The following is a 23,190-nucleotide window of genomic DNA, read 5'->3' on the forward strand; positions in this document are numbered from 1 at the left end:
GCGACACGGAGGAGCCGCGCCGAGATGAAGACGATCGCCGATGCCGCCGCCGCGCTGGGCGCGGGCCGCACCACCGCCGCCGCGCTGACCGAGGCCGCGCTCGCGCGCATCGCCGACCCGTCGGGTGAGGGCGCGCGCGCCTTCACCGCCGTCCATGCGCAGACGGCGCGCGCCGCCGCGGCCGCGATGGACGCGCTGCGCGCGGCGGGCCGCGCGCCGAGCCCCTTCGCCGGCATCCCGATCAGCATCAAGGACCTGTATGACGAGGCCGGCGTCACGACGAAGGCCGGCTCGGTCGTGCTCAACGGGGCGCCGGCGGCCAAGGCGACCGCGCCCAGCGTGCAGCGGCTGATCCGCGCCGGCTTCGTCATACTCGGCCGGACCAACATGACCGAGTTCGCCTTCTCCGGCCTCGGCGTGAACCCGCACTACGGCACACCGCGGAGCCCGTGGGACCGCGCCTCGGGCCGGCTGCCCGGCGGATCCTCGGCCGGCGCAGGCGTGGCGGTCGCAGATGGCATGGGCTTCGCGGGCCTCGGCACCGACACCGGCGGGTCCTGCCGCATCCCGGCGGCGCTGTGCGGCGTGGTCGGCTGGAAGCCCACGGCGAGGCGCGTGCCGATCGCCGGCATCCTGCCACTCGCGCCCTCGCTCGATTCCGCCGGGCCGCTCGCGCGCAGCGTCGCCGATTGTGCGATCATCGACGGCTTCATGGCCGGGGCGGAGGATCCCCTGCCGCCGGCGTCTATCCCGCTGAAGGGCCTGCGCCTCGGCCTGCCGCGCGGCACCTTTCTGACCGACGGCATGGACGGCACCGTCGCGGCGGTCTTCGGGCGCACGCTGACGCGGCTTTCCGCCGCCGGCGCACACATCGTCGAATTCGATCTGCCGGAACTCGAACAGATCCCCGCCGCCAATGCCGCGGGGGGCTTCGCGGCCAGCGAGGCCTGGGCGTGGCACCACCGCCTGATCGCCGAAGGCGCCGACCGCTACGACCCGCGCATCCTCAAGCGCATCCGCCGCGGCGAGCAGATGTCCGCCGCCGACTACGTGGAGCTGGTGGAGGCGCGCGCGCGCATCATCGCAGCCGTGGCGCCGCGCACCGCACCCTTCGATGCGGTGATCTGCCCGACCGTCCCGCTGGTGCCGCCGCGCATCGCCGAGGTGGAGGAGGAGGCCGCCTACAACCGCATCAACATGGCCCTGCTGCGCAATACCAGCGTCGGGAATTTCCTCGACCGCTGCTCGATCAGCATTCCCTGCCATGCGGAAGGCGAGGCGCCGGTCGGGCTGATGCTGACCGGCGAACACATGGGCGATGCGCGGCTCTTCGCCGTCGCGGCGGCGGCGGAGGTGGCGCTCGCGGCGTGACGGCACCGCGCTTCGGTTCGCTGCGCGACGGCCCCTCGCCCGCCACGGAGGGGACCGAGACCTTCGTCGAACTCGCGCGCACGGGCGGCGCGCGGGTGGAGCGGATCGCATCGCGCGCCGTCAGCGGCGGCGCATGGTACGAACAGGGCTGGGCGGAATTCGTCCTGCTGGTAGCTGGCGGCGCCAGGCTGGCCTTCGCCGACGGCACCGAACATGCGCTTTCGCCTGGCGACTGGGTGCATCTGCCGGCAGGCTGCCGCCACCGCGTCGCCTGGACCGATCCGACCGCGGAGACGATCTGGCTCGCCTTTCACCTGCCCGCCGGACCGGGCTGAGGGTCTGTTTGGAAAAGCGCCGTGCGGCGCATTTCCATGTCCGGCACCGGCCGGATATTTCAAACGGTCTCTGAGCGGCGCGCGCCGGGCCGGCGGGGCCGCCGGCATCAGGCGTCGCCAGGCAGCTTGATCCCCGTCATCGCCTGCCAGACGCGGATGACGAAGCCATCGTCCTTGCCGCCCTGCCCCATCGCCCGCGCCGCGGTGAACAACTGCTGCGCCTGGGATGCGAGCGGCACCGGGAAGTCCAGCCCCCGCGCCATCTCCGTGACCAGGCCCAGATCCTTCACGAAGATGTCCACCGCGCTCCGCGGGGCGTCGTCACCCTCCAGCACGCGGGCCATGCGGTTCTCGAACATCCAGGAATTGCCGGCCGCACTGGTGACGACATCATAGAGCGCCCGCGGATCCGCACCGGCACGGATGCCGAGCGCCATCGCCTCCGCCGCCACCGCGATGTGCACGCCGGCCAGAAGCTGGTGCACCACCTTCACCGTCGCGCCGATGCCGATCTCGCTGCCCAGCCGCCAGACCCTGGTGGCGATCGCGTCCAGCACCGGCTGCGCGGCGGAGAAGGCGGCGTCGCTGCCCGCCCCCATCACCGTCATCTCGCCGGCGCGGGCCTTCACCGCGCCGCCGGAGACCGGCGCGTCGAGATAGAGGAAGCCCCGCCCTTCGGCTTCCGCCGACAGCGCGCGCGCCGCATCGGGCGCCATCGTCGCCGAGGACACGATCACCGCGCCCGGCTTCAGCCGTCGCGCCGCGCCGCCTTCGCCGAACAGCGCGGCCTCGGTCTGCGCGGCGTTGACCACCAGCACGACGACCGCCTCCGTGTCTTCGGGCAGGTCGGCAGCGCGCGCCGCGGCGGCACCGCCGGCAGCGGCGAACTCGTCCCGCGCCGCCTGGCGCATGTCGCAGCCGGTGACGTCATGCCCGGCGCGCAGCAGGCTCAGCGCCGCACCCATGCCCATGCTGCCCAGACCGATGACGCCGACCTTCATGGCGATCCCCCTTCGCGATGCCCGGCACGCTGGCCGCGCCGCCGCGCCGCGTCAACGCGTGACCGCCACCAGCACCTGCACCAGGGCATAGACCACCATCAGCACGACCGCGACGCGCCCCAGCACCCGCACCGGTGGCATGGGATCAGCCCCCGGGCGCGCGCCGTCGCTGTCCCTGCCGCGCGATCAGCGCGCGCAGCAGGTCCTTGATCGCGCCGGCATCGGGGTGGCGCGCCACCACCTCCGCCTCATGCGCCCGCGCGGCGGCCAGGAGGTCGCCCACCAGCGCCTCCCCCCGCGCCGCCAGGTGCACCCGCACCAGGCGGCGGTCCCGCGTGTCCTGCCGACGCGTCACCAGGCCCTCGCGCTCCATGCGGTCGAGAACCTTGGTCATGGTCGGCTGCTGCAGCAGGCAGGCCTCGGCGAGCGCGGTCACCGTCTCCGCCCCGCCCGAAAGTGTGGCGAGCACGCGCCACACCGGCACCGAAACCCCGCGCGCGCGCAACCTGTCGTGGAACTCCGAGGAGACGACGTAGGACGCGCGCGCGAGGAGCGAGAGCAAGTAGTCGTCGACAAAGCGAGGCGCAGCATTCTGCGTGTCCATGGCCGGCCACCCGACAGGAGACCGCAACATTAGACGCGCGGAACGTCGTGAGTCTTGCTTTGCGTGCAATCTACCTCACACAACACGATGCTGCACTGCAGCGATGCTCAACACGCGGGCAGCCGTCCGGCGTCGCGCCGCTGCTCATAGGCTTTCGCGTGCAAATACGCGGCTTCATGCAACTCATCCGGCAGTCCCGCGCGCCGCGCCCGTTCGAGCAGGAAGCCGAGGATATGGTCGGCCTCGATCCTCGCGCCGGATTCGAGGTCGCGCAGCATCGAGGTGGCGTAGGCGCTTCGCGGATCGCCGAAAACCGCGCGGTACTCATCGAGGAAGCCGTCGCGCACCGGATGCCCCGCTGCCGCCGCGATGGCCAGGTTGCGTTCGAGCAGGCGCAGCAGGAAGGCGCCGCCGCCGGGGCTGCGCACGATCTCCCCGACATTGGCGCGCATCAGCACCGTGCCGATGGCACTGGTGCCGAGATGCACGAGCTTCTCCCACATGCGCGCCATCACGTCCGGCACCGCCTGCGCGACCACGCCCCTGGCCGGCGCGAAGGCAGCCTCCAGCGCGCGCACCCGGTCCGACATCGCGCCGTCGCGCTCGCCGAAGGTCAACCAGCGCCAGTCATTGAGCTGCCGCACCGTGCCGTCGGGCGCGAGCGTCGCCTGGATCTTCGCCAAGCCCCCGAGAAGGCGCGCCGCGCCGAATTCCGCCGCAAGGCGGTCGAGATGCGACAACCCGTTCAGCACCGGCAGGACCGCCGTGCGCGCATCCACCGCCGGGCGGATCGCACCGATCGCATCCTCCAGGTCGTAGGCCTTGCAGGACAGCAGGATCACGTCCCAGCCGGGCTTCGCCTCCGCCGCCGTGAGGGTCGCGACCCGGCCTTCCCAGGCGCCGAAGGGGCTTTCGATGCGCAGGCCGTCACGGTGCAGCACGGCGCGGCGCGCGGGGCGGACCATGAAGGCGACCTCCGCCGTCCCGGCCTCGGCCAGCCTTCCGCCGAAATAGCCGCCGAGGGCACCGGCACCCAGCACCAGCACGCGCATGGATCGCATCCCCCCTTCGATTGGCGCCGCCTGGCCGCGCAGTTCGGCTGCGTCGGCGGCAAACGGAGCGGACAGGCAGGACACCGCAAGCGATGCCCTGTGCCCTCGTCCCGAAGTCCGCAGCGCTTCGGAATCGGAAGACTAGGTGGCGATCGCGCCACGCGGAAGAGAGCGGGTGAGGAGCACCTCCTCCGCCCATCCCCTCCCTTGTCGCTTGGGGAATGACCGGGGAAGGCCGTTCGGGATGACAGGAGGTCGAGGGGGTGGGAGCCCATGCGAATCCACGACTTCCCAAGACTTCCTGAAGGCGGTCTCCAAGCCGCCTCCGCAGCGGCTGCGTAGGGTCCCGGTCACGTCCTCGAGGCAGCCCGGGCATCGCGCCACGGCCCAGCAGCAGGACGCGAACACCGGCTGCAACCCGCCGCATGGCCGCGCGCCGTACGGCCAACCCCAGGAGGCCCATCATGAACGTCGTCACCGCCCCCGCCGAAATGGCCGCTCCCGTCGCGAAGAAGGAGAAGCCACCCCTCAACGGCGTCAACACCCCCGCCCTGCTCGCCACCATCGGCGTCGTCGCCGGCCAGCCGCAGCTCGCCAAGTTCCAGTTCCGCGCCCACGGGCAATGGAAGGCCGGCACCCACATGCAGGGCACCATGCTCGGCTTCTCCGGCGCCGGCGGGGAGCACGCCCACAAGGCCGCCACCATGGCGCACAGCGACCATCCGGCCGTGCTCTGCGGCGAGGACGAAGGCCCGACCCCCGTCGAATGGATCCTGCACGGCCTGGCCGGCTGCCTGACCGCCGGCATCGCCAACATCGCCGCCGTGCGCGGCGTGAAGCTCCATTCCATCGAAGCCGAGGTCGAGGGCGACATCGACCTGCAGGGCATCCTCGGCCTGTCCGACAAGGTACGGAACGGCTTCGACGACGTGCGCGTGACCTTCAGGATCGCCGGCGACGCGCCGCCCGAGACGTTGAAGGCACTGGTCGCCCAGTCGCAGGCCCGCTCCGCGGTCTTCGACATCCTGACCAACGGCGTGCCGGTCTCGATCGCCGTGGAGGCCTGATCGGACCCTGCCGGCGGCGCGCCCCCGCCGCCGGCCCCCGCCCAGCGGAGGACATCATGCGGACCACCGACGCCATCGTCATCGGCGCCGGCCAGGCCGGGCTTGCCATGAGCCATTGCCTCGCCGCGCGCGACATCGACCACGTCGTGCTCGAGCGCGGCCGTGTCGCCGAACGCTGGCGCCGCGAACGCTGGGACAGCCTCCGCCTGCTCACCCCGAACTGGATGAGCCGCCTGCCCGGCTGGTCCTACCGCGGCCCCGATCCGGAGGGCTTCATGACCATGCCCGAGGTGATCGCCCATCTCGAAGGCTATGCGTCCGCGGCACCCGTGGAGGCCGGCGTCGCCGTCCACGCCCTGCGCCGCGGCCCCTTCGGTTACCTGGTCGAGACCGGCGCCGGCGCCTGGGCGGCGCGCGCCGTGGTCGTCGCCACCGGGCAATGCGACCTGCCCCATATCCCTGCCATCGCCGCTACGCTGCCGAAGGCGGTCCGCCAGGTCACGCCCGCCTCCTACCGCAACCCGGGGCAGCTTCCACCGGGCGGCGTGCTGGTGGTCGGCGCCTCTGCCTCCGGCGTGCAGCTCGCCGAGGAGATCCATCGCTCCGGCCGGCCCGTCACCCTCGCCGTCGGCCGCCACACGCGACTGCCGCGGCGCTGGCGCGGGCGCGACATCCTCGACTGGATGGACCGCGCCGGCGTGCTGGCGGAGCGCGCGGAGGAGGTGCGCGACCTCACCGCCGCGCGGGCACAGCCCTCCCTGCAACTGGTCGGCCGGCCGGACCATGCGAGCCTCGACCTCGGCGTGCTGCGCGGCATCGGCGTGCGCGTCGTCGGCCGGGTGGAGACCGTCTCGCAGGGCCGCGTGCTGCTGCGCGACGACCTGCCGGACACGACCGCGGCCGCGCAGCGCACGCTGGACCGGCTGCTCGCGAGGCTGGACGCGGTGGCGGATGCGGCCGGCGCGCCGCGCGAGCGGCGTCCGGCGCCGCTGCCGCCCTTCGCCCCCTCCCCGCCGGAGATCGACCTGGCGGCCGAGGGCATCCGCACCGTGCTCTGGGCCACCGGCTTCCGGCGCAACTATGCCTGGCTCCAGGTGCCCGTGCTCGATGCGGCGGGCGAGATCCGCCACCAGGGCGGCGTCACCCCCTCGCCCGGGCTCTACGTGCTTGGGCTGCGCTTCCTGCGTCGGCGCAATTCCAATTTCCTCGATGGCGTCGGCGCCGATGCCGAGGCGCTCGCCGACCATGTCCTCGCCCACCTCGTCGCACGCGGCCGTGCCGCGGCCTGAAGGAAGGAACCCGGCCATGCAACGCTTCGATGTGCTGGTCGTCGGCGGCCGCTGCGCCGGCGCCGCCGCCGCCATGCTGATGGCGCGGCGCGGCCTGCGCGTGCTCGCGGTGGACCGCGGCGGCTACGGCACGGACACGCTCTCGACCCATGCGCTGATGCGCGGGGCGGTCATGCTGCTGCACCGCTGGGGCGTGCTGCCGCGGCTGATCGAGGCCGGCACGCCGCCGATCCGCCGCACCACCTTCCACTACGGGACGGAAGCGGTCGCTGTCGATCTGCGCCCTGGCGACGGCGTCGATGCGCTGATCGCGCCACGGCGGACGCTGCTCGACAGCGTGCTGGTGGATGCGGCGTGGGAGGCCGGCGCGGAGCTGCGCCACCACCACAGCGTCACTGGCCTGCTGCGCGACGCCGGCGGCCGCGTCACCGGCGCCATGGTGGTGGACGAGGCGGGGCAGGAATACGCCGTCGCCGCCGGGCTGGTGGTCGGCGCGGACGGCGTCGGCTCGACCGTCGCGCGGCTGGCGGGCGCGCCGGTGATGGAGACGGCGCGCCATGCCGCGGCCGTCGTTTACGGCTACTGGCCCGGCCTCGCGGACACCGGCACGCATTGGCACTACGGAATCGGCGCCAGCGCCGGGCGTATCCCGACCAATGCCGGGCGCCACTGCGTCTTCGCTTCGGTGTCGGCGGACCACGCCCGCGTGGAGATGCGCGGCAACCGCCTCCACGCGATGCACCGGATCCTGCGCGAGGTCTCCCCCTCGCTCGCCGAGGAGGTCGCCGCCAGCGCCCCCGACGATGCGCTGGTGGCTTTCGCCGGCCGCCGGGGCTTCCTGCGCCAGGCTGCCGGTCCGGGCTGGGCGCTGATCGGCGATGCCGGCTACTTCAAGGATCCCATCACGGCGCACGGCATCACCGATGCGCTGCGCGACGCGGCCCTGCTCGCCGAGGCCGCCACCGAGGGCACCGACGCCGCCTTCGCCCGCTTCGCCGCGCGACGCGACGATCTCTCCCTGCCCCTCTTTCGCGTGACGGACGAGATCGCCAGCTATCGCTGGACGTTGGAGGAGGCGAAGGCGATGCATCTCGCCCTCAATACGGCGATGAAGCGGGAAGTGGCGGCGCTGGCGGCGGAGCCGGTGCCGTGAGCGATCCCTGGGCGCGCACCATCGCCGGCCGCCCGCAGGCCGGCCAGACGGTCGAGCGCACGCGACGCACCTCCATGGCCGATGTCGAGGCCTTCACCGCCATCACCGGCGACCGCAACCCGCTGCACTACGACGCGGCGCTCGCGACGGCCTCGCCCTTCGGCGGGCTGATCGTGCAGGGCGGCGTCACCTCCGGCCTGCTCAACGCCGTGGTGGCGGAGGACCTCCCCGGTCCCGGCACGGTCTTCCTCGGCGTCGAATGGCGCTTCGTGAAGGCGGTGCGCGTGGGCGAGGAGATCACCGCGCGCGTCGAGATCGTCTCGGTGCGCGACGACAAGCCGATCTGCACCCTCGCCACCACCATCCGCAATGCCGAGGGCGACGCCTGCCTGACGGGCACCGCCGTGACCTGGACCGCGCCGCTGCGCGCCCCGGCCTGATCTCCAGGACATCTCCACGCCGCCGCAACGCTGCCTCCAAGCGCCGCATAGCGGCGGTGGGGAGACTGCGCCACCCCGCCCATCCTGGCCGGGGCCGCAGCGAGGAGAGCCGCCATGGCCGAGTTCACCGCAGAGAAGATCCCGGGCGACCGCTGGAGCGGGCCCGAATGGTTCCGTCACATCGCCGGCAAGCCCTTGGCGGAACGCCGCGCCAGGCCCACGGCGCTGTCCTGGAAGGACGAGCTCGCGCTGCTCTATCCGCCGGGCTGAACCTCGACCCCGGCGGGCGACGGCGCCTTCAGCCCCGCCCGCCGAAGCCCTTCGAGGCAAAGCTCGACGAGCGCCTCATCCGCGCAGAAGAAGAAGTCCGAACGCGCGTCGGCGAGCGTGTAGGCCGGCGCCTTCTCGAGCAGCGCGGGCAGGGCGCGGCGCGCCTCCTCGATGCGCCCCATCAGGCCGAGCGCGGCGACCAGCATCATGTGCGGCCACAGCTTGGCGTTCGGCACGCGCGTCGCGCGGCGCGCGCATTCCACCGCCTCCGCGAAGTCGCGCAGCTGGATGTGCGCGAGGGCGCGCGCGGCGTGGAAGCTCGACAGGTGCGGGTCGCGCGGGCTGAGCTCGATCGCCCGGCCGAGATGCGCGATGCCGTCCCGCGAACGACCGCTCCAGACCATGGTGCAGCCCAGCGCGAAATGCGCCTGCGCGAAGCTGGGGTTCAACACGACCGCCTGCTCGAGCAGCGCGATCGCCTCCTCGTAGTCGTGGCGGAAGGCATGCACGCGGCCGAGCACGCAGAGGTTCATGCAGTCCTGGGCGTCGAGCGCGACCGCGCTGCGGCTGAGGCGCAGGGCTTCGTCGAGCAGGGCCTCGCGGCTCTCGTGCTCGCCGACCACGGTTTCCTGCAGCAGCACATAGGCGAGGGCGCCGTGCGCGCGCGCGAAGCCCGGGTCGAGCTCGATGGCGCGGCGGAACATCGCCTCCGCCTCCGCCATGCCGGGGGAGGTGAAGCCCCAGAGGTGGAACAGCCCGCGCTGGTAGCAGTCCCACGCGCCGAGGTTCACCGGAGGGCGCCGCACCGCCGCTTCCCGTTCGAGCCGCGCGAGCTCGGGCTCGATCGCTGCCGCGATCTGCTCGGCCATCGCGCGCTGCACGTCGAGCACGTCCGCCAGCGCGAGGTCGTAGGTCTCCGACCAGAGCTGGTTGCCGGTCTCCGCGCTGACCAGGTCGGCGGCCAGACGCACGCGATCGCCGCGCTTGGCGACGCTGCCATGCACCAGGTAGCGGACGCCGAAGGCCGCGCCGATCTCGCGCGCGTCCACCTCCTTCCCGCGGAAGGCGACGGCGGTGTGGCGGCTCAGCACGTCCATCCAGCGATGGCGCGCGAGCAGGCGGATCACGTCCTCGGTCAGGCCGTAGCTGAAGTAGTCGGTATCGGGTTCGGTGCTGAGGTTGGCGAAGGGCAGCACGACGACCGAAGGACGGCTGGAGCGTTCGGCGAGCGGCGCTTCGGCCGGCGTCGCGGCGGATGCTTCCGGCGCCCGCGCCTGCGCCTGCGCCTCCGGCAGCTCGGTGACGTCGGCGATGAACCGGAAGCCGCGCTTGTGGATGGTCTTGATCAGCGCCTGGCGATCGCCGTCGTCGCCCACCGCCTTGCGCGCGGCGTTGATGCGGCTGCTCAGCGCCGCCTCGGAGACGATGCGGCCGTTCCACACCACATCGAGCAGTTCATCCTTGCTGACGACGCGATCCCGGTTGCGCACCAGATGCAGCAGCAGGTCGAAGACCTGCGGCTCCACATGCACGCGCGACCCGTCGCGCCGCAGCTCCTGGCGGCGCAAATCCACCTCGTGCCCTGAGAAGGCGAGGGACATCGACATCCTCCCTGGCCATGCATGAACCCGCATTGGGTTGATCTCTGCGCCATCCGGCGCGGTGCGCGGATTATCCGCGCCTCGTGCCCCTGGCTCAACCTTTCAGAAGACCTCGCGGCGCGCGGAGTGATCTCCAGCAAATCTCCATGCATCGGCCAGTTCTCCGCCAAGCGCGCGCACCGGCACGCGCGGCACAAGAGACGCGCCGCGGCGATGGCGACGGCGGCAGCAACGGAGAGGAGATCGGACCATGACCACCATCGGCGACCTGTTCGGCAACCTTGCGATGTGGCGCGAACGCGCTCGCGGCCGTCGGCTGTTGATCGAGATGGATGCGCGGCTGCTGAAGGACATCGGCATGACGCAGGACGCAGCGGCGGCGGAGGCCGCGAAGCCCTGGTGGCGGGACTGACGCGAAGGCGTCGCCCGCCGCCGGGCAAGCCCGGAGTGGCAAATCATGCCCACCACGTCCACCGCGCTCGGCATTGCGGCCGGGCTGACGGCGGCCGCCACCTGGGGCGGTGCGCTGGCGATGACGAGGCTCGGCGTGGCCGGCCCGTCTTCCCTCGGTCCGGCGGACATCGCCATGCTGCGCTTCCTCGGGCCGGCGATCCTGCTGCTGCCGGTCCTGCTGCGCGCCATGCCGCGGTTGCGCAACACCGGCGCGCTGCTGCTTGCGACGCTTCTCCTCGGCGGCGGAGCGCCCTTCGTGTTGGTGGCAGGCAGCGGGCTGCGCATCGCCGGTGCGGCGGAGGCCGGCGCATTGCTGCCCGGCACCATGCCGCTCTGCGTCGCGGCCATGTCGGTCGCGCTGGGGGAACGCATCCATGCCGCGCGGCGGGCCGGCCTCGCATTGCTCGCCGCCGCGGCGGCGGCCGTCGCCGGTCCGTCCCTTGCCGAGGGGGAGGATGGCGAATCCGCGGGGCACCTCCTTCTCCTCGCGGCGGCGGCGCTCTCGGCAGCCTACACCGTCGCGCTGCGGCGGAGCGGCCTCGGCGCATGGGAAGCGGCGGCCTTCGTCAGCGCGGGGTCGGTGCTGTGCCTCGGGCCTGTCCATGTCCTGGCGATGGAACCGTGCCTGGAGCGGGCGAGCTGGGGCGACATCGCCGCGCAGGCGGCCTTCCAGGGGCTTGGGCCGGGCCTCCTGGCGCCGGTCGCCTTCGCGATGGCGGTGGCACGGCTGGGCGCATCCCGCGCCGCCGCCTTCGGCAGCCTCAGCCCGGCGGCGGCGACACTCGCGGGCATGGGCCTGCTGGGGGAGGTCCCGGATGCCACCACCTTCGTCGCGGTGCTCGCTTCGGGTGTCGGCGTCGTGCTCGCGACGCGTGCTCCGGCCGGGCAGGGCATTCAGACCGGACGATGACGGCGGAGAACCGATCGACTGCCTGGCCGGCCAGGCGGGTTGCGGGCGACATTGGCTTCCGCCTACCGGCCCGCCCGCAGTTCCTCGACCGTCCGCGCCGCCGCCGCGGGGTCCACGCCGAGCCGCGTCATCGCGAAATCGGCCATGCCGAGTGCTATCTCCCGCTCGCCCATCACGACCACGCCCATGCCCTTCTCACGTTCGAGGAAGGCGGCTTCCTCCTCGTCATGCGCGCGGGCGGCGGCCGTGATCGTCGGGTTCATGGCGCGCGCCATGGCGAGAACCCGCCGGCATCCCGCGCCATCCGGCATGCCAAGGACGATCAGCCTGGCCGTCTCCGGCCGCGCGGCCTTCAGCACCTCGATCCGTGTCGCGTCGCCCCAGACCACCGGTACGCCTTCGGCGCGCAGCGCTTCGGCGACCGCGTGGCTGGCCTCCACCACGACATAGGGCTGGCGGTGGCGGCGCAGCGCGGCGGCGACCACACGGCCGACGCGGCCATGCCCGACCAGGATCGCATGGTCCACGAGCCCCTGCGGCGGGACATGCGACAGCCGCGCCCGGCCGCGCCGCATCAGCCAGACGCGCATCCGCCGGGTGCCTTCGATCCGTACCGCGAGCCGATCCGCCAGCGCCTGCATCAGCGGCGTGGCCAGGATGGTCAGCGTCGCCGCCACCAGGATGGGCCCACGCACCGTCCCCGGCAGCACGCCCGAACCGATGGCGAGCGCGCCGAGCAGGAAGGAGAACTCGCCGATCTGCGTCATCGCCCCGGCCACCGTCGCCGCCGCGGGCACCGGCACGCGCATCAGGATCAGCAGGCCGAAGGTGACGCCGCCGGTGCCGAGCAGCACCGCGAGCAGCGTCGCCAGCGAGGCGACGGGCATGGCGAGCATCGCCGCCGGATCCACCAGCATGCCGACCGAAACGAAGAACAGCGCGACGAAAACGCGCTGCAGCGGCACGGTTTCCGCCGCCGCCTGGTGGCCGAGCGGGCTTTCCCCCAGCAGCACGCCGGCGAAGAAGGCCCCGAGCGCCGGGGAGACGCCGAACAGCGCCGACGCGCCGAAGGCGGTGCCGAGCGCGATGGCGATCACCGCCAGGGTGAAGAGCTCACGCGAGCCGGTCTGCGCCACCAGATCGAGCAGCCGCGGCAGGAGCACGCGCCCCCCGAAGGCCATGGCGACAAGGAAGGCGGCGAGTTCGATCGCCGTGCCGAGCAGCCGTTCGCCGAGCGAATCCTGCGCGCCGGTACCGGCGAGGACCGGCAGCAGGACCAGGGCGAGGACCACCACCAGGTCCTGCATCACGAGCCATCCAAGCGCGATGCGCCCGGCTTCCCCGGAGAGCCGCCCCTTCTCCTCCAGCGCACGCGTGGCGACGGCGGTGGAGGAAATGGCGAGCGCCAGGCCGAAGACCGGCGCCGCGCTCCAGCCGAGGCCGAGCACCAACGCCCCCGCCGCGGCGCCGATCGCCGTGCCGGCGGCGATCTGCGCGAGCGCCCCGGGCAGCGCGACCTGCCAGACCGCGACGAGGTCCCGCGCGCGGAAATGCAGGCCGACGGTGAAGAGCAGCAGCGCCACGCCGATATCCGCCAGCGCCCCAGCAATGTCCGGGTCAGCAACGAAGCCCGGCGTATATGGCCCGACCGCGACGCCTGCCGCGATGTAGCCAAGAAGCGGCGGCAACCGCAGCAGCCTCGTCGCGAAGCCAAGGGCAAAGGCGAGGGCAAGCGCGACCACGAGGGTCGCGACCAGGGGGCCGGCATGGGTCATTGCCGGCAGGATAGACGGTTGCGCGGCTGCGTCAGCCGTGCGGCGGAGTCGTCGCGCCTTCGCCGAGCGGACGCGTCATCAATATGCTGTCCACCCAACGCCCGTGCTTCCAGCCGACCGCCGGCAAGAGGCCGGCGCGGGCGAAGCCGGCACGTTCATGCAAGCCGACCGAGGCATAGTTGGCGGAATCGCCGATAACCGCGATCATCAGCCGGAAGCCCTTCGCGGTGCAGGCGGCGATCAGAGAGTCGAGCAGCGTCGCGCCCGTACCGCCTCGCGTCGCGCCCGGTGCGACATAGACGGAATTCTCCACGGCGAAGCGGTAGGCGGGCCTCGGCCGGTAGGCGGAGGCGTAGGTGTAGCCGACGATCCGGCCGTCGCGTTCGGCCACCATATGGGGGTAGCCGGCGGCCAGCACGGCGGTACGGCGGCGAGCCATTTCGGCGGCGTCGGGGGGCTCCAGCTCGAAGCTGGCGAGGCCGTGGGTCACCCAATGGCCGTAGATCGCGGTGATGGCGGGGATATCGTCGTCGCGACTGTCGCGGATCAGCAGAGCGGTCATGGCGCCAGGGTCGCCGGTCCTCGCCCGGGCGGGAAGATGGACGACCACCGGGCTGGTACGTCGGCGCGGGGCTTCCTTCGCCGGCCGGGCTGGGCTATGGGAGCGGGGCCGGACCCGTAGCTCAGCTGGATAGAGCGCTGCCCTCCGAAGGCAGAGGTCGTACGTTCGAATCGTATCGGGTCCGCCAGTCTTTTCAAGCACATGGCAAGTTTGCCGCCGAAGCCCGAAACAGCCAAGGTAGCAGGTAGGTAGCGACGGGGCGCGGATCGGTTCGCCCCGCTACCACTCAGGCGCCCGCCTCGGCTGCCGCGTCCTCCGCCATCCGCGCCGCACCAGTTCGGCCAGGTCAATCCGCCCGCCGGTCGTCAGAGGAAGGCTGCCCTCGGCCTTCACCGTCGCAACCCGCACTCCATCGCCGCGTGATGCAGCGCCACCGCCTGCGCGGCCATCATCCCCTCAACCTCATCGCGCGGATTGAAGCCGCGCACCGCGGTGAGCGCCGCGCCGACAAGGTCGGTTCGGCGTTCTTCGGTCAGGCCGAATGGCACCCAGAGCGTTTGCGCAACGGCATTGAGCAGCACGTTGTTGAAGCGGGGATCGTCCAAGCCGGCCACAGGCTTGAGCGGGCTTCCGCGCGGCTTCACCAGTTCGTCGCCGTTGATCCGCACATCCGGCGGTGTCGGCGCACCGCACCACCTGTTGCGGGTGGAACGCCGGCTGGCGGCGCAACTCGGGCAGAGCTTCGTCCGCGAAGGCGCCGATCGGATCGATGGCACAGGCAGTCGTTGAATCCATGGTCATGAAGTTATTCTTATCGTCATCAAGCCGACGAAATGCCGTATTCGGCAAGCGTCCTGACCGTGGCCCGACTTAGGCGGCGGCCGGGAACCCGCAACAGGATACCGGCAGGAAGCGCAATCCGCCCCTGCATGAAGCCGCCGCTCGTGGCCCGCGTCCTGAAGGCGCCGATAAAGCTCCGGCGGAAGACCAGGCGACTCGGGCGCCGGCAACAGGTGCATCATCGACCGCGACGGGCAGACCATCGCCGCGCGGTCGGAGGACCCCCGTGGTGCTGGGCAAGGATGACCCGATTCTGCTCTCCTGCGGTGGCGATGGCGATCCCGTACGGTGTGGTGCAGCAGATGCCGCGCGGTCGCCGGCGGGCGCTCGCCCCCGCATGGTGGCGCGGTCCCCGCGCCACATCCCGCAAGTGGATCATTCGCATCCGGACCACGAATGGCGCCCGATCGGGAGAATTATCCCCAGAGAGGACTTGACTCCCAGTATGGCCGCCGCGACGAGGCCGATGCCTTGACACGAATCAGCAAGGTCCAGCCATTTCAAGCCTTTGAATTGCATGCGACGGCACCATTCAACCGGTAGACCACTCCGAGATTCCAGATACTTACGGTACAAGACGCGGGGCTTTTCCGCAGGCTTATCCACAGATTCGGTGGACATCCTGGAAACCGCGGCATTGGCACGCACCGCATCCTTCCGGTGCCCCCGGGCCGTCGGTGCGGGGTTGGCCAAGGCCGGCTCGGCTCAGAAGCTGTCTGAGAATGCCGGCACCGTGGCCCACACCGCCACCCGAATACCCATCCAGGATGCTGTCGTCGGGCGGCCGGGTGGGATGCCGCCGGTGCCGGCATCGAGAATGCGCCACTCGGCGCATTCTCAAGCGGCTCTCACACCGGGACCGCGATGCGATCCGCCTGCGGAAGCCTCGGCATGGCCGCCACCAGTTCCCGCGTGTAGCCCTCGAGCGGCGCCCCCAGCACCTGCCCCGTCGGCCCGGCCTCCACCACCCGGCCCCGCCGCATCACGACCACCTCCTGGGCCAGGTGCGCGAGCACTTCGAGGTCATGCGTGATGAACAGCATGGCGAGCCGCCGCCGCGCCTGCACCTCGCGCAGCAGGCGCAGCACCTGGAGCTGCGTCGCCATGTCGAGGGCGGACACCACCTCGTCGCAGATCAGCACGCTGGGCTCGGCGAGCAGCGCGCGCGCGATGGCGATGCGCTGCCTCTGCCCGCCGGAGAGCTGGTGCGGGAAGCGCGCCAGATGCCCGGCCGGCAGCCCGACCTCCTGCAGGGCCACGGCGGCGCGGTCCTTCCGCTCCGCCGCGGGCACCCCAAGCAGTTCGAGCGGTTCGGCCAGGGTGGCGGCGATCGTCCGGCGCGGGCTGAGCGAGCCGTAGGGGTTCTGGAACACGATCTGCACGCGCTGCGCCAGGGGCTGGCGCCGCCCGCCAAGGCCAGTCGGCAGGGGTTGGCCGTCGAGGGTGATCCGCCCCGCCGCCGGCCGCACCAGCCCCACCAGCGCCTTCGCGACCGTCGTCTTGCCGCTGCCCGATTCGCCGACCAGGCCGAGCACCCGCCCCGGCGCCACCGCCAGCGACACGCCGCTGACCGTGCGGACCGGCCGGGCGAACGGCCCCGCACCCGGATAGTCCACCGCCAGTTCCTCGACGCGCAGGATCGCCTCCGGCGCCGGCGGCAGCGGGGCGGCACAGCCAAGCCCACGCCGGGCGGCGAGCAGCGCGCGCGTCTCCTCCGCCTGCGGCGAGCCGAGCACCTGCCCAACCGGCCCCTGCTCCACCAGCCGCCCGCCCTGCATGACGGCGACCCGGCGCGCCATGCGCGCAACCACGGCAAGGTCGTGCGAGACGAAGAGCATGGAAAGCCCGCGGCGGCGCACCAGCCCGTCCAGCAGGTCGAGGACCTGCGCCTGCACCGTGGCGTCGAGCGCCGTGGTGGGTTCGTCGGCCAGCAGCAGGGCGGGGTCCCCCGCCAGCGCCGAGGCGATCATCACCCGCTGCTGCTGCCCGCCGGACAGCTGGTGCGGGTAGCGCCCCGCCAGCGCGGGATCCAGGCCGACTTCCGTGAACAGCTCCGCCACCCGCGCGCGCACCCCGGCACGCGGCAGCCGGCGGTGCTGGCGCACCGCCTCGGCCACCTGCGCGCCGGCGCGCAGCGTGGGCGTCAGCGACACCATCGGGTCCTGGAACACCATGGCGATGCGCGCTCCACGCAGCGGCCGCAGCGCGGCGTCGGACAGGCCCACGAGTTCCCGCCCCTCGAAGCGGATCGAGCTGCCTTCGAGGACGCGCGCCCCGGGCGGCAGCAGGCCGAGCACGGCGAAGGCCGACAGCGACTTCCCGCTGCCCGATTCCCCCACCACGCCGAAGGTCTCGCCGAGGCCGATGCGGAAGGAGACATCCTGGACCACGGGCGGCGCCGTGCCGAAGGCGATGGCGAGGTTCTCGATCTCGAGCAGGGGCGTGTCCTTCATCGGCGCGGCCTCGGATCCACCAGGCGATGCAGCAGGTCGGCCAGCGCGTTGATCAGCACCACGCCGGTCGCGAGCAGCACCACCACCGCCTGCAGCAGCGGCCAGTCGCGCCCATGCACGGCGTTGAGCGTCAGGCTGCCGATGCCCGGCAGGCCGAACAGCACCTCCATGGTGAGCGAGCCGCCCAGCAGCCCGGCGAGGCCCACGGAGGAAAGCGCCAGCAGCACCGGCACCGCGCCCGGCAACACATGCACGACGCCGATGCGCCAGGCCGAAAGCCCCTTGGCGCGCGCCGCCCGCACATGCGGCGCGCCCTGCTGTTCCTTCAGCTCGTCATAGAGCGGCTTCACCAATTCGCCGGCCCTGTCGATCGCCAGAATGAGCGCTGGCACCCAGAGATTGCCGATCACCGGCAGCCATCCCAGCCAGATCGAGAACACCAGGATGGCCGCGATGCCGACGCAGAAGGTGGGCACCGCGACGGACCAGATGTTCACCGCCTGCACCAGCGCCGGCAGCGCCGAGCGCGGCCGCGCGATCGCGCCGACGGCGACGACAAAGGCGAGCAGCAGCCCGATCCCGAAGGACAGCCCCGCCAGCTTCAGCGTGGTGGGCAACGCGTTCCACATCAGCTCCGACACCGGCAGGCCGAAGCGCAGCGACTGGCCGAACTCGCCCCGCAGCGCGGGGCCGAGCCAGGCGAGGAAGCGCTCGTGCAGCGGCCGGCCGACGCCCATCTCCTCGCGCAGCGCGGCCTGCTGGTCCGCCGTCAGGTCTCCCTGCAGCGCCAGCACATCCACCACGTCGCCGGGAACGGCGCCGATGCAGAGGAAGGCCAGCACGGTGATGGCCGCGACCAGCCCCAGCGCGCGCAGCGTCGGCAGGGCGAGGCCGAGCGCGCCGCTCACCGCGCACCCCCCGCCCGCTGCAGCGGATCGGCCAGGCTGCGGATGCGCGCGCCGACCAGCGAGAGCGACAGCGTGAACAGCGACAGCGCGAGCACCGGGACGGCGACCGCATGCGGCGCCTCCTCGGCGAATTCCGCGGCATCGGCGATCATCCGCCCCCAGGAGGGGATGTCGGGCGCGCCGCCGAGGCCGAGGAAGGACAGCACGCTCTCGGTCACGATGCAGCGCGGCAGGATGATCGCCGCCATGGTGAGCAGCGTGCCCGCGATGTTGGGCAGGATGTGCCGCCAGGTGACCGCGAGGCGCGACAGCCCGAAGACGCGCGCCGCCGCGACGTAGTCCGCCGCCGTCTCGCGCGCGAAGGAGCCGCGGACCACCTCCGCCACCATCGGCGCGAAGGTCAGGCCGAGGGCGAGCATCACCGCCCCCGGCCCGGGCGACAGCGCGGCGACCAGCAGGATGGCCACCAGGATGCCCGGCAGCGCGCGGAGCAGGTCGAAGAAGCCGAGGACCAGGCTGCGCAGGGGATCGCCCAGCGCCAACGCCACCAGCCCGAGGCCGGCGCCGAGCCCGAAGGCGATCAGCGCGCCTCCGACCCCGGTCAGCAGCGTGAGCCGCGCGCCCGCCGCCAGCCGCGCCAGCACGTCCCGCCCGAGATGGTCGGTGCCGAGCCAATGGACCGCGTCAGGTTCCTGGTTGATCGACAGCAGGTCCTGCGCCAGCGGATCGAAGGGCGTCAGCCACCGCCCGAACACCGCCAGCAGCAGGACGAGGCCGACGAGCCCAGCCGCCGCCAGGCTGCCGAGCGGCCAGCGTGGCGGCGGGGCGGCAAGGCTCGCCGACATCGTCTCAGCCCCGCGCGCGCGAGCCGAGGCTCACCTGCGCGATGCCGCCCGACGCCCAGTGCGGCGACCAAGTGAAGCCCGGATCCCAGCCCTGCACCTCGGCGCGCTGCGCGATCAGGTTCTGGCTGTGGCCGAGCACGACGAAGTAGTGGCGTTCGAGCACCCGGCGATAGGCGGTGTTGTAGAGCGCCGCGCGCCGCGCCTGGTCGGGCTCCGCCACCGCGGCGCGGATCATCGCATCGAGCTCGGCATCCTGGATGCCGCCCCACAGCACCGGGTTCGGCCCGTTGCTCATCAGCCGCACGTAGCGGAGGAACACGTCGGGCCGCGGACCGGAGGAGAACACCGCGAGATCCCAGTCGTACTGCCCCGCGCGGCGCTGCGCGCCGATGTCGTCGAGCGGCACGTGATTCACCTGGAAGCCGAGGCGCGAGACCATCTGCGCCGCGACCTGCGCGTAGGAATTCTGCCAGGAGATCATCTCGACACGGATGCGCGCCGGATCGACGCCGGCCTCGCGCAGCAGGGCACGCGCGCGGTCCATGTCGGGACGGGCATAGGGATCGGCCTCGTGCAGCGCGCGGTCGAAATTCGCGTTGCCTGGGATCACCATCTGGTTGGTGACGATGCCGTCCGTGCCGGCGACGAAGCGCATGAAGCCCGGCTTGTCGAGCGCATGCGCGACGGCGCGGCGCACCCGGATGTCATCGAAGGGCGCGCGCGGGTTGCGGTTGTTGAAGGCGACGAAGAACCACTGGATGTCCTTCAGCTTGCCGATGCGGATGTTCGGATCGCGCGACAGCGTCGTGAGCCGGTCGCGCCCGACCGAGGCGATGTGCAGGTCGCCGGCGCGCAGCGCGAGCGACGGGTCGCCGCTCTCGCGCAGGTCGAACTCGACGGCGGCGAGCTGCGGCTTGCCGGGCTGCCAGTACTGCTCGAAGGCCGGCGCGTGGAAGCGGGCATTCGGCACCCAGGTGCCGAAGGTGAAGGGGCCGGTGCCGATCGGGCGGGTGATCGTCGCATCCCAGCCCGGGGAGTTGGGCGAGACCACCCAGAACTCGGAGCAGAGGTGCAGGAAGGGCGCGTAGGGGTCCTTCAGCCGCACCACGATGGTACGCGCGTCCGGTGCCTCGACCGCCTCGGCCTGGCGCATCGGCTCGGCAAGCATGCCGCCGCGGATGCGGGTGCGGTAGCGCTCGAAATTCGCCAGCACCTCGGCGGAGGTCATCGCGCTGCCGTCGTGGAAGCGCACGCCCTCGCGCAGGCGCAGGGTGATGACGCGGCCGCCATGGGTGGTCTCGAAGGCCTCGGCGAGAAAGGGTTCGACGGAGCCGTCGGCGGCGATGCTGGTGAGGCCCTCGACATAGGCCTGCTGCACGGCGATCGAGCCGGTGTGGCGGTGAGGATCGGCGGTGTCGAGGCCGAGCGTGCTGATCTTCAGCGTGCCGCTGCGCGGCGCCGCCGGCTGGGCCAGCGCGCCGCGGGGCGCCGCGAGCGCGGCACCGCCAAGCAGCAGGCCGCGGCGGGAGAGGTCAGGAATCATCATCGGTCGCTGGCTCCTGGTGCGGAAGACTGCAGGGGCTTCCCGTCGCAACCTTCGGCCGGCAGGCCGAGGTGGCGCAGGAAGGTGGGGGCAAGGTCGACGGGGCTGGTCGGCGCCGCCTGCGTGGCGCCAGGCGCGAAGCCGTCGCCCTCGATCATCAGGAAGGGGGCCTGCTCGGCCTCGCCGAGCCCGCCATGCTGGCCGCAGCCCAGCCGGTCCGGCTTTCCGGCGGCGGGCTTGGCGGCGAAGGCGGAGCCCGGCACGCCATGGCCGTTGACCGCATCGTCGCTCGCCATGGAGACGGCGCAGAGCAGGCCATCGGCCGCCGCCTGCCCGACTTCCGCGAGCGCCGCACCGGCCAGCACGCGCCCCGCCCAGGGGCGCGACGCGAGGAAGCGCAGCACGGCGGGCGCATCGGCCGCGCGATCGGGGTGCAGGTAGACCAGCGCGGAGGTGCCGTTCGACACCGAGACCAGCGTGTCGTCCCCGGAGCCGCGCTTGAGCCCGGCGGCGACGAACTCCGCCTCGATGTCCACCACCTCGCGCACGGTCTGGTGCCCATGGTCGGAACAGGCGACGAGCAGGATGTCCTCGCCGGCCGCGCGGCGTTCCGCCACCGCGGCACGCACCCGGGCGAAGCAGGCATCGGCGGCGGCGATCGCCGCCCGCACCGGCGGCGAGCCGAGCGCATGGGCGTGCTGCGAGGCATCGGGCTCGCCGAGCCAGAGCACGGCGAGCGCGGCCTTTCGCCCGTCCAGGGCACGCGCCAGGAACGCATCGGTCAGCCGCACGTCGCCGGCGGCATCGAGCGTGACGTCGGCCACCGCCTCGGCGCCGGAGAGCGGGCGCAGCCCGGGCCCGTGCGCCCAGGCGCGGTGCAGCACCCAGCCATGGCCATCCGGGTCATGGGCACGGGCGGCGCCCGGCGAGACATTGCTGAACACCATCGCCTCACGGCCCGCCGCCGCGAGGCGCTCGGCGAGCGTCGGCACCAGCAGCGTACGCCCGCGCACCGCCCGCAGCCGATCCATGAAGTCCGGCCGGCCGACATCATGCGGCACCAGCCGTCCCTGTTCCATGAGGGCCACGCCATTGCCGGCGAGGCCATGCCGCGCCGGCCAGCAGCCCGTCGCGAAGCAGGCGGAGACGACCCGCGTGGCGGACGGGAACACCGAACGATGCGCGGCGTAGCGCGTGGCCGCCTGGGCGAAGCCGGCCAGCGCGGGGGTGTCGGCGGGCAGCACCTGGTCCCGCCGCAGCCCGTCGAGCACCACGGCGACGACGCGACGCACGCCGCTCATGCCGCTTCTCCCGCCGTGCCGTTCAGCACCGCGTCGAAGATGTCGTAGTTGCGCAACGCCGGGTGATCCGCGAGCCAGCCCGGCGCAAGCGGCGCGGAGACGAGGAAAGGCACCGGCTGCTCGAAGCTGCTGCCGTGCGAGCGCAGACGCTCCCCCGCGAGCTTCGACAGGTCGTGCTCCGCCGCGCGCGCGCCGAGCGCCACGCCACGCGCGCCGAGCACCGTCACGTCGCCTTCCATCTCCGGCGCGAGATCGAAGCGCGCGCAGGCCTCGGCGCCGGGAAGCGCCAGATGGACGCCGGGGACGCCGCGCAGGAAGTCGGTCACCTCGGCCGCATCGGCCACGCCCGGGGCGAGGTGCACGCGCACGAAGCCACCCAGCGCGCCGTGGTGGCGCACGAAGGGGTCGGTGATCGGGCAGATCACCCGCGCCGCCTCAGCACCGAAGCGCGCATCGAGCAGATCGCCGAGGAAGACGACATTGGGCGTGCCGTCCGGCCGCGCCATGTCGGTCATGCCGTGGTCGGCGGTGGCGGCGACCACCGCGCCGGCGGCGACCAGCGCGCCGATGCGCGCGTCGACCGCGCGCAGGAAGGCCCGCGCCTCCGCGGCCTCCGGTGCATAGCGGTGCTGCACGTAGTCGGAGAGCGAGAGATACAGCAGCCGCGCGGCCCCGGCGCGCAGCAGCGCCAGCCCCGCATCGAGCACGAAGAGGGAGAGCTCCGCCGAATACTGGTCCGGCACCGGCGCGCCGACCAGCGCCGGCAGGTCGCCCACGCCATGCGTCGCGGCCTGCGCCTGGTCCGCCTTCTCGGCCGAGACGGCGATGCCGCAGGGGCCGATCGGCAGGCCCTTCGCCAGCGCGCGGCGCAGCTTGTCCTTGGCCGTGACCACCGCCGTCGGCACGCCCGCCCCGGCCATGGCGGCAAGGATGGTCGGCGCCCGCAGCTCCTCGTCGCCGGTGACCATGACGGTCTCGCCGGTCCGGCGATCCAGGTAGAAATTGCCCGAGACGCCATGCACTGCGGGCGGCGCCCCGGTGACGATCGACAGGTTGTTCGGATTGGTGAAGCTCGGCATGGCCGAGGTGGCGCCGCCGAGGAATCCCCTGGCCGCGCAGCGCGCGATCGCCGGCATTTCCCCCGCCGCCAGCGAGAGGTCGAGATAGGCGGGATCCCAGCCGTCGAGGCAGATCACCGCGACCGGCGCCTGCGGAGCGCGGTAGCTGCGCCCGTTCACGACCAGCGCTTCCGCGGCGCTGCCGTATCGATCCATCGCCGCGTCCATGCCGTGCTTCTCGACCTCAGCCTTGCGGGTGAGTTCTCGTCGAATCGCGGCTATGAGGCGAATGAAGAATAGTCGGCATTCCGGGGATTGCGCGGCGCCGCGCAACTGAACTGCAACAGAACCGCCACCTG

At 72.6% G+C, this 23,190-nt stretch carries 22 protein-coding genes and 1 tRNA gene; 10 read left to right on the plus strand and 13 right to left on the minus strand.

The window, feature by feature from the left end:
- Positions 1-24: 24 nt before the first annotated feature.
- Positions 25-1,371 (plus strand): amidase, encoded by a 1,347-nt coding sequence (locus GXW74_RS15860; protein WP_211847505.1) that lies wholly within the window; start codon positions 25-27, stop codon positions 1,369-1,371.
- Positions 1,368-1,706 carry a cupin domain-containing protein gene (locus GXW74_RS28415; protein WP_211847506.1) on the plus strand — a complete coding sequence of 113 codons (339 nt, stop codon included), beginning with the start codon at positions 1,368-1,370 and terminating at the stop codon, positions 1,704-1,706. Before GXW74_RS15860 ends, GXW74_RS28415 begins: the two co-directional genes overlap by 4 nt.
- A gap of 107 nt (positions 1,707-1,813) precedes the next feature.
- On the opposite strand, the gene ltnD is transcribed toward GXW74_RS28415, so the two are convergent.
- The 3 genes from ltnD to GXW74_RS15880 form a co-directional block, all read right to left on the minus strand.
- Positions 1,814-2,707 (minus strand): L-threonate dehydrogenase, encoded by an 894-nt coding sequence (ltnD, locus tag GXW74_RS15870; RefSeq protein WP_211847507.1) that lies wholly within the window; start codon positions 2,705-2,707, stop codon positions 1,814-1,816.
- A 145-nt stretch (positions 2,708-2,852) separates the two neighbouring features.
- The gene (locus tag GXW74_RS15875) at positions 2,853-3,311 is read right to left on the minus strand and encodes a MarR family winged helix-turn-helix transcriptional regulator (RefSeq protein ID WP_211847508.1); all 459 of its coding nucleotides are present in this window, start codon (positions 3,309-3,311) and stop codon (positions 2,853-2,855) included.
- Between the two features lie 107 nt (positions 3,312-3,418).
- Positions 3,419-4,363, minus strand: a complete 945-nt coding sequence (locus GXW74_RS15880; RefSeq protein ID WP_246523459.1) for a ketopantoate reductase family protein — start codon at positions 4,361-4,363, stop codon at positions 3,419-3,421.
- A gap of 464 nt (positions 4,364-4,827) precedes the next feature.
- Here GXW74_RS15880 and GXW74_RS15885 point away from each other — a divergent pair, with 464 nt between their 5' ends.
- The 5 genes from GXW74_RS15885 (at position 4,828) to GXW74_RS15905 (ending at position 8,582) form a co-directional block, all read left to right on the plus strand.
- Positions 4,828-5,430 carry an OsmC family protein gene (locus GXW74_RS15885; RefSeq protein WP_211847510.1) on the plus strand — a complete coding sequence of 201 codons (603 nt, stop codon included), beginning with the start codon at positions 4,828-4,830 and terminating at the stop codon, positions 5,428-5,430.
- A gap of 56 nt (positions 5,431-5,486) precedes the next feature.
- Positions 5,487-6,719, plus strand: a complete 1,233-nt coding sequence (locus tag GXW74_RS15890) for an NAD(P)-binding domain-containing protein (RefSeq protein WP_211847511.1) — start codon at positions 5,487-5,489, stop codon at positions 6,717-6,719.
- 16 nt (positions 6,720-6,735) lie between these two features.
- Positions 6,736-7,872, plus strand: a complete 1,137-nt coding sequence (locus GXW74_RS15895) for an NAD(P)/FAD-dependent oxidoreductase (RefSeq protein WP_211847512.1) — start codon at positions 6,736-6,738, stop codon at positions 7,870-7,872.
- Positions 7,869-8,312, plus strand: a complete 444-nt coding sequence (locus GXW74_RS15900) for a MaoC family dehydratase (protein ID WP_338148252.1) — start codon at positions 7,869-7,871, stop codon at positions 8,310-8,312. The genes GXW74_RS15895 and GXW74_RS15900 overlap by 4 nt, the downstream gene beginning before the upstream one ends.
- A gap of 114 nt (positions 8,313-8,426) precedes the next feature.
- Positions 8,427-8,582 (plus strand): hypothetical protein, encoded by a 156-nt coding sequence (locus GXW74_RS15905; RefSeq protein WP_211847513.1) that lies wholly within the window; start codon positions 8,427-8,429, stop codon positions 8,580-8,582.
- Here the strand turns inward: GXW74_RS15905 and GXW74_RS15910 are convergent.
- Complete coding sequence (locus tag GXW74_RS15910; RefSeq protein ID WP_211847514.1) at positions 8,567-10,183, minus strand: winged helix-turn-helix domain-containing tetratricopeptide repeat protein; 1,617 nt, start codon at positions 10,181-10,183, stop codon at positions 8,567-8,569. The two genes, GXW74_RS15905 and GXW74_RS15910, sit on opposite strands and share 16 nt — an antisense overlap.
- Positions 10,184-10,433: 250 nt before the next feature.
- Here GXW74_RS15910 and GXW74_RS15915 point away from each other — a divergent pair, with 250 nt between their 5' ends.
- Together GXW74_RS15915 and GXW74_RS15920 are read left to right on the plus strand one after the other, a co-directional pair.
- Positions 10,434-10,595, plus strand: a complete 162-nt coding sequence (locus GXW74_RS15915) for a DUF1127 domain-containing protein (protein ID WP_211847515.1) — start codon at positions 10,434-10,436, stop codon at positions 10,593-10,595.
- A 45-nt stretch (positions 10,596-10,640) separates the two neighbouring features.
- Positions 10,641-11,546 (plus strand): EamA family transporter, encoded by a 906-nt coding sequence (locus GXW74_RS15920; protein WP_211847516.1) that lies wholly within the window; start codon positions 10,641-10,643, stop codon positions 11,544-11,546.
- A 62-nt stretch (positions 11,547-11,608) separates the two neighbouring features.
- On the opposite strand, the gene GXW74_RS15925 is transcribed toward GXW74_RS15920, so the two are convergent.
- On the minus strand, positions 11,609-13,321 hold the full coding sequence (locus GXW74_RS15925; protein ID WP_211847517.1) for a cation:proton antiporter domain-containing protein: 1,713 nt from the start codon (positions 13,319-13,321) through the stop codon (positions 11,609-11,611).
- A 31-nt stretch (positions 13,322-13,352) separates the two neighbouring features.
- A complete protein-coding gene (locus tag GXW74_RS15930) occupies positions 13,353-13,883 on the minus strand; it encodes a GNAT family N-acetyltransferase (RefSeq protein ID WP_211847518.1) in 531 nt (176 codons plus the stop codon).
- A 110-nt stretch (positions 13,884-13,993) separates the two neighbouring features.
- Here GXW74_RS15930 and GXW74_RS15935 point away from each other — a divergent pair.
- Positions 13,994-14,070: transfer RNA gene (locus GXW74_RS15935), tRNA-Arg, on the plus strand.
- 202 nt (positions 14,071-14,272) lie between these two features.
- On the opposite strand, the gene GXW74_RS15940 is transcribed toward GXW74_RS15935, so the two are convergent.
- From GXW74_RS15940 to phnA, 7 genes are all read right to left on the minus strand, one after another.
- Positions 14,273-14,551: a hypothetical protein gene (locus GXW74_RS15940; protein WP_211847519.1), complete on the minus strand. Its 279-nt coding sequence runs from the start codon at positions 14,549-14,551 to the stop codon at positions 14,273-14,275.
- A 1,020-nt stretch (positions 14,552-15,571) separates the two neighbouring features.
- On the minus strand, positions 15,572-17,176 hold the full coding sequence (locus GXW74_RS15945) for a dipeptide ABC transporter ATP-binding protein (RefSeq protein WP_211847520.1): 1,605 nt from the start codon (positions 17,174-17,176) through the stop codon (positions 15,572-15,574).
- Positions 17,173-18,084 carry an ABC transporter permease gene (locus GXW74_RS15950; RefSeq protein ID WP_338148253.1) on the minus strand — a complete coding sequence of 304 codons (912 nt, stop codon included), beginning with the start codon at positions 18,082-18,084 and terminating at the stop codon, positions 17,173-17,175. The genes GXW74_RS15945 and GXW74_RS15950 overlap by 4 nt, the downstream gene beginning before the upstream one ends.
- On the minus strand, positions 18,081-18,929 hold the full coding sequence (locus GXW74_RS15955) for an ABC transporter permease (RefSeq protein WP_211847521.1): 849 nt from the start codon (positions 18,927-18,929) through the stop codon (positions 18,081-18,083). The genes GXW74_RS15950 and GXW74_RS15955 overlap by 4 nt, the downstream gene beginning before the upstream one ends.
- 4 nt (positions 18,930-18,933) lie before the next feature.
- The gene (locus GXW74_RS15960; RefSeq protein WP_246523460.1) at positions 18,934-20,475 is read right to left on the minus strand and encodes an ABC transporter substrate-binding protein; all 1,542 of its coding nucleotides are present in this window, start codon (positions 20,473-20,475) and stop codon (positions 18,934-18,936) included.
- Positions 20,472-21,773 (minus strand): alkaline phosphatase family protein, encoded by a 1,302-nt coding sequence (locus GXW74_RS15965; RefSeq protein WP_246523461.1) that lies wholly within the window; start codon positions 21,771-21,773, stop codon positions 20,472-20,474. Before GXW74_RS15965 ends, GXW74_RS15960 begins: the two co-directional genes overlap by 4 nt.
- The gene (gene phnA, locus GXW74_RS15970; protein WP_246523462.1) at positions 21,770-23,059 is read right to left on the minus strand and encodes a phosphonoacetate hydrolase; all 1,290 of its coding nucleotides are present in this window, start codon (positions 23,057-23,059) and stop codon (positions 21,770-21,772) included. Before phnA ends, GXW74_RS15965 begins: the two co-directional genes overlap by 4 nt.
- Positions 23,060-23,190 lie beyond the last annotated feature (131 nt).

The organism is Neoroseomonas eburnea, from assembly GCF_018129005.1.
GTDB classification, from domain to species: domain Bacteria; phylum Pseudomonadota; class Alphaproteobacteria; order Acetobacterales; family Acetobacteraceae; genus Neoroseomonas; species Neoroseomonas eburnea.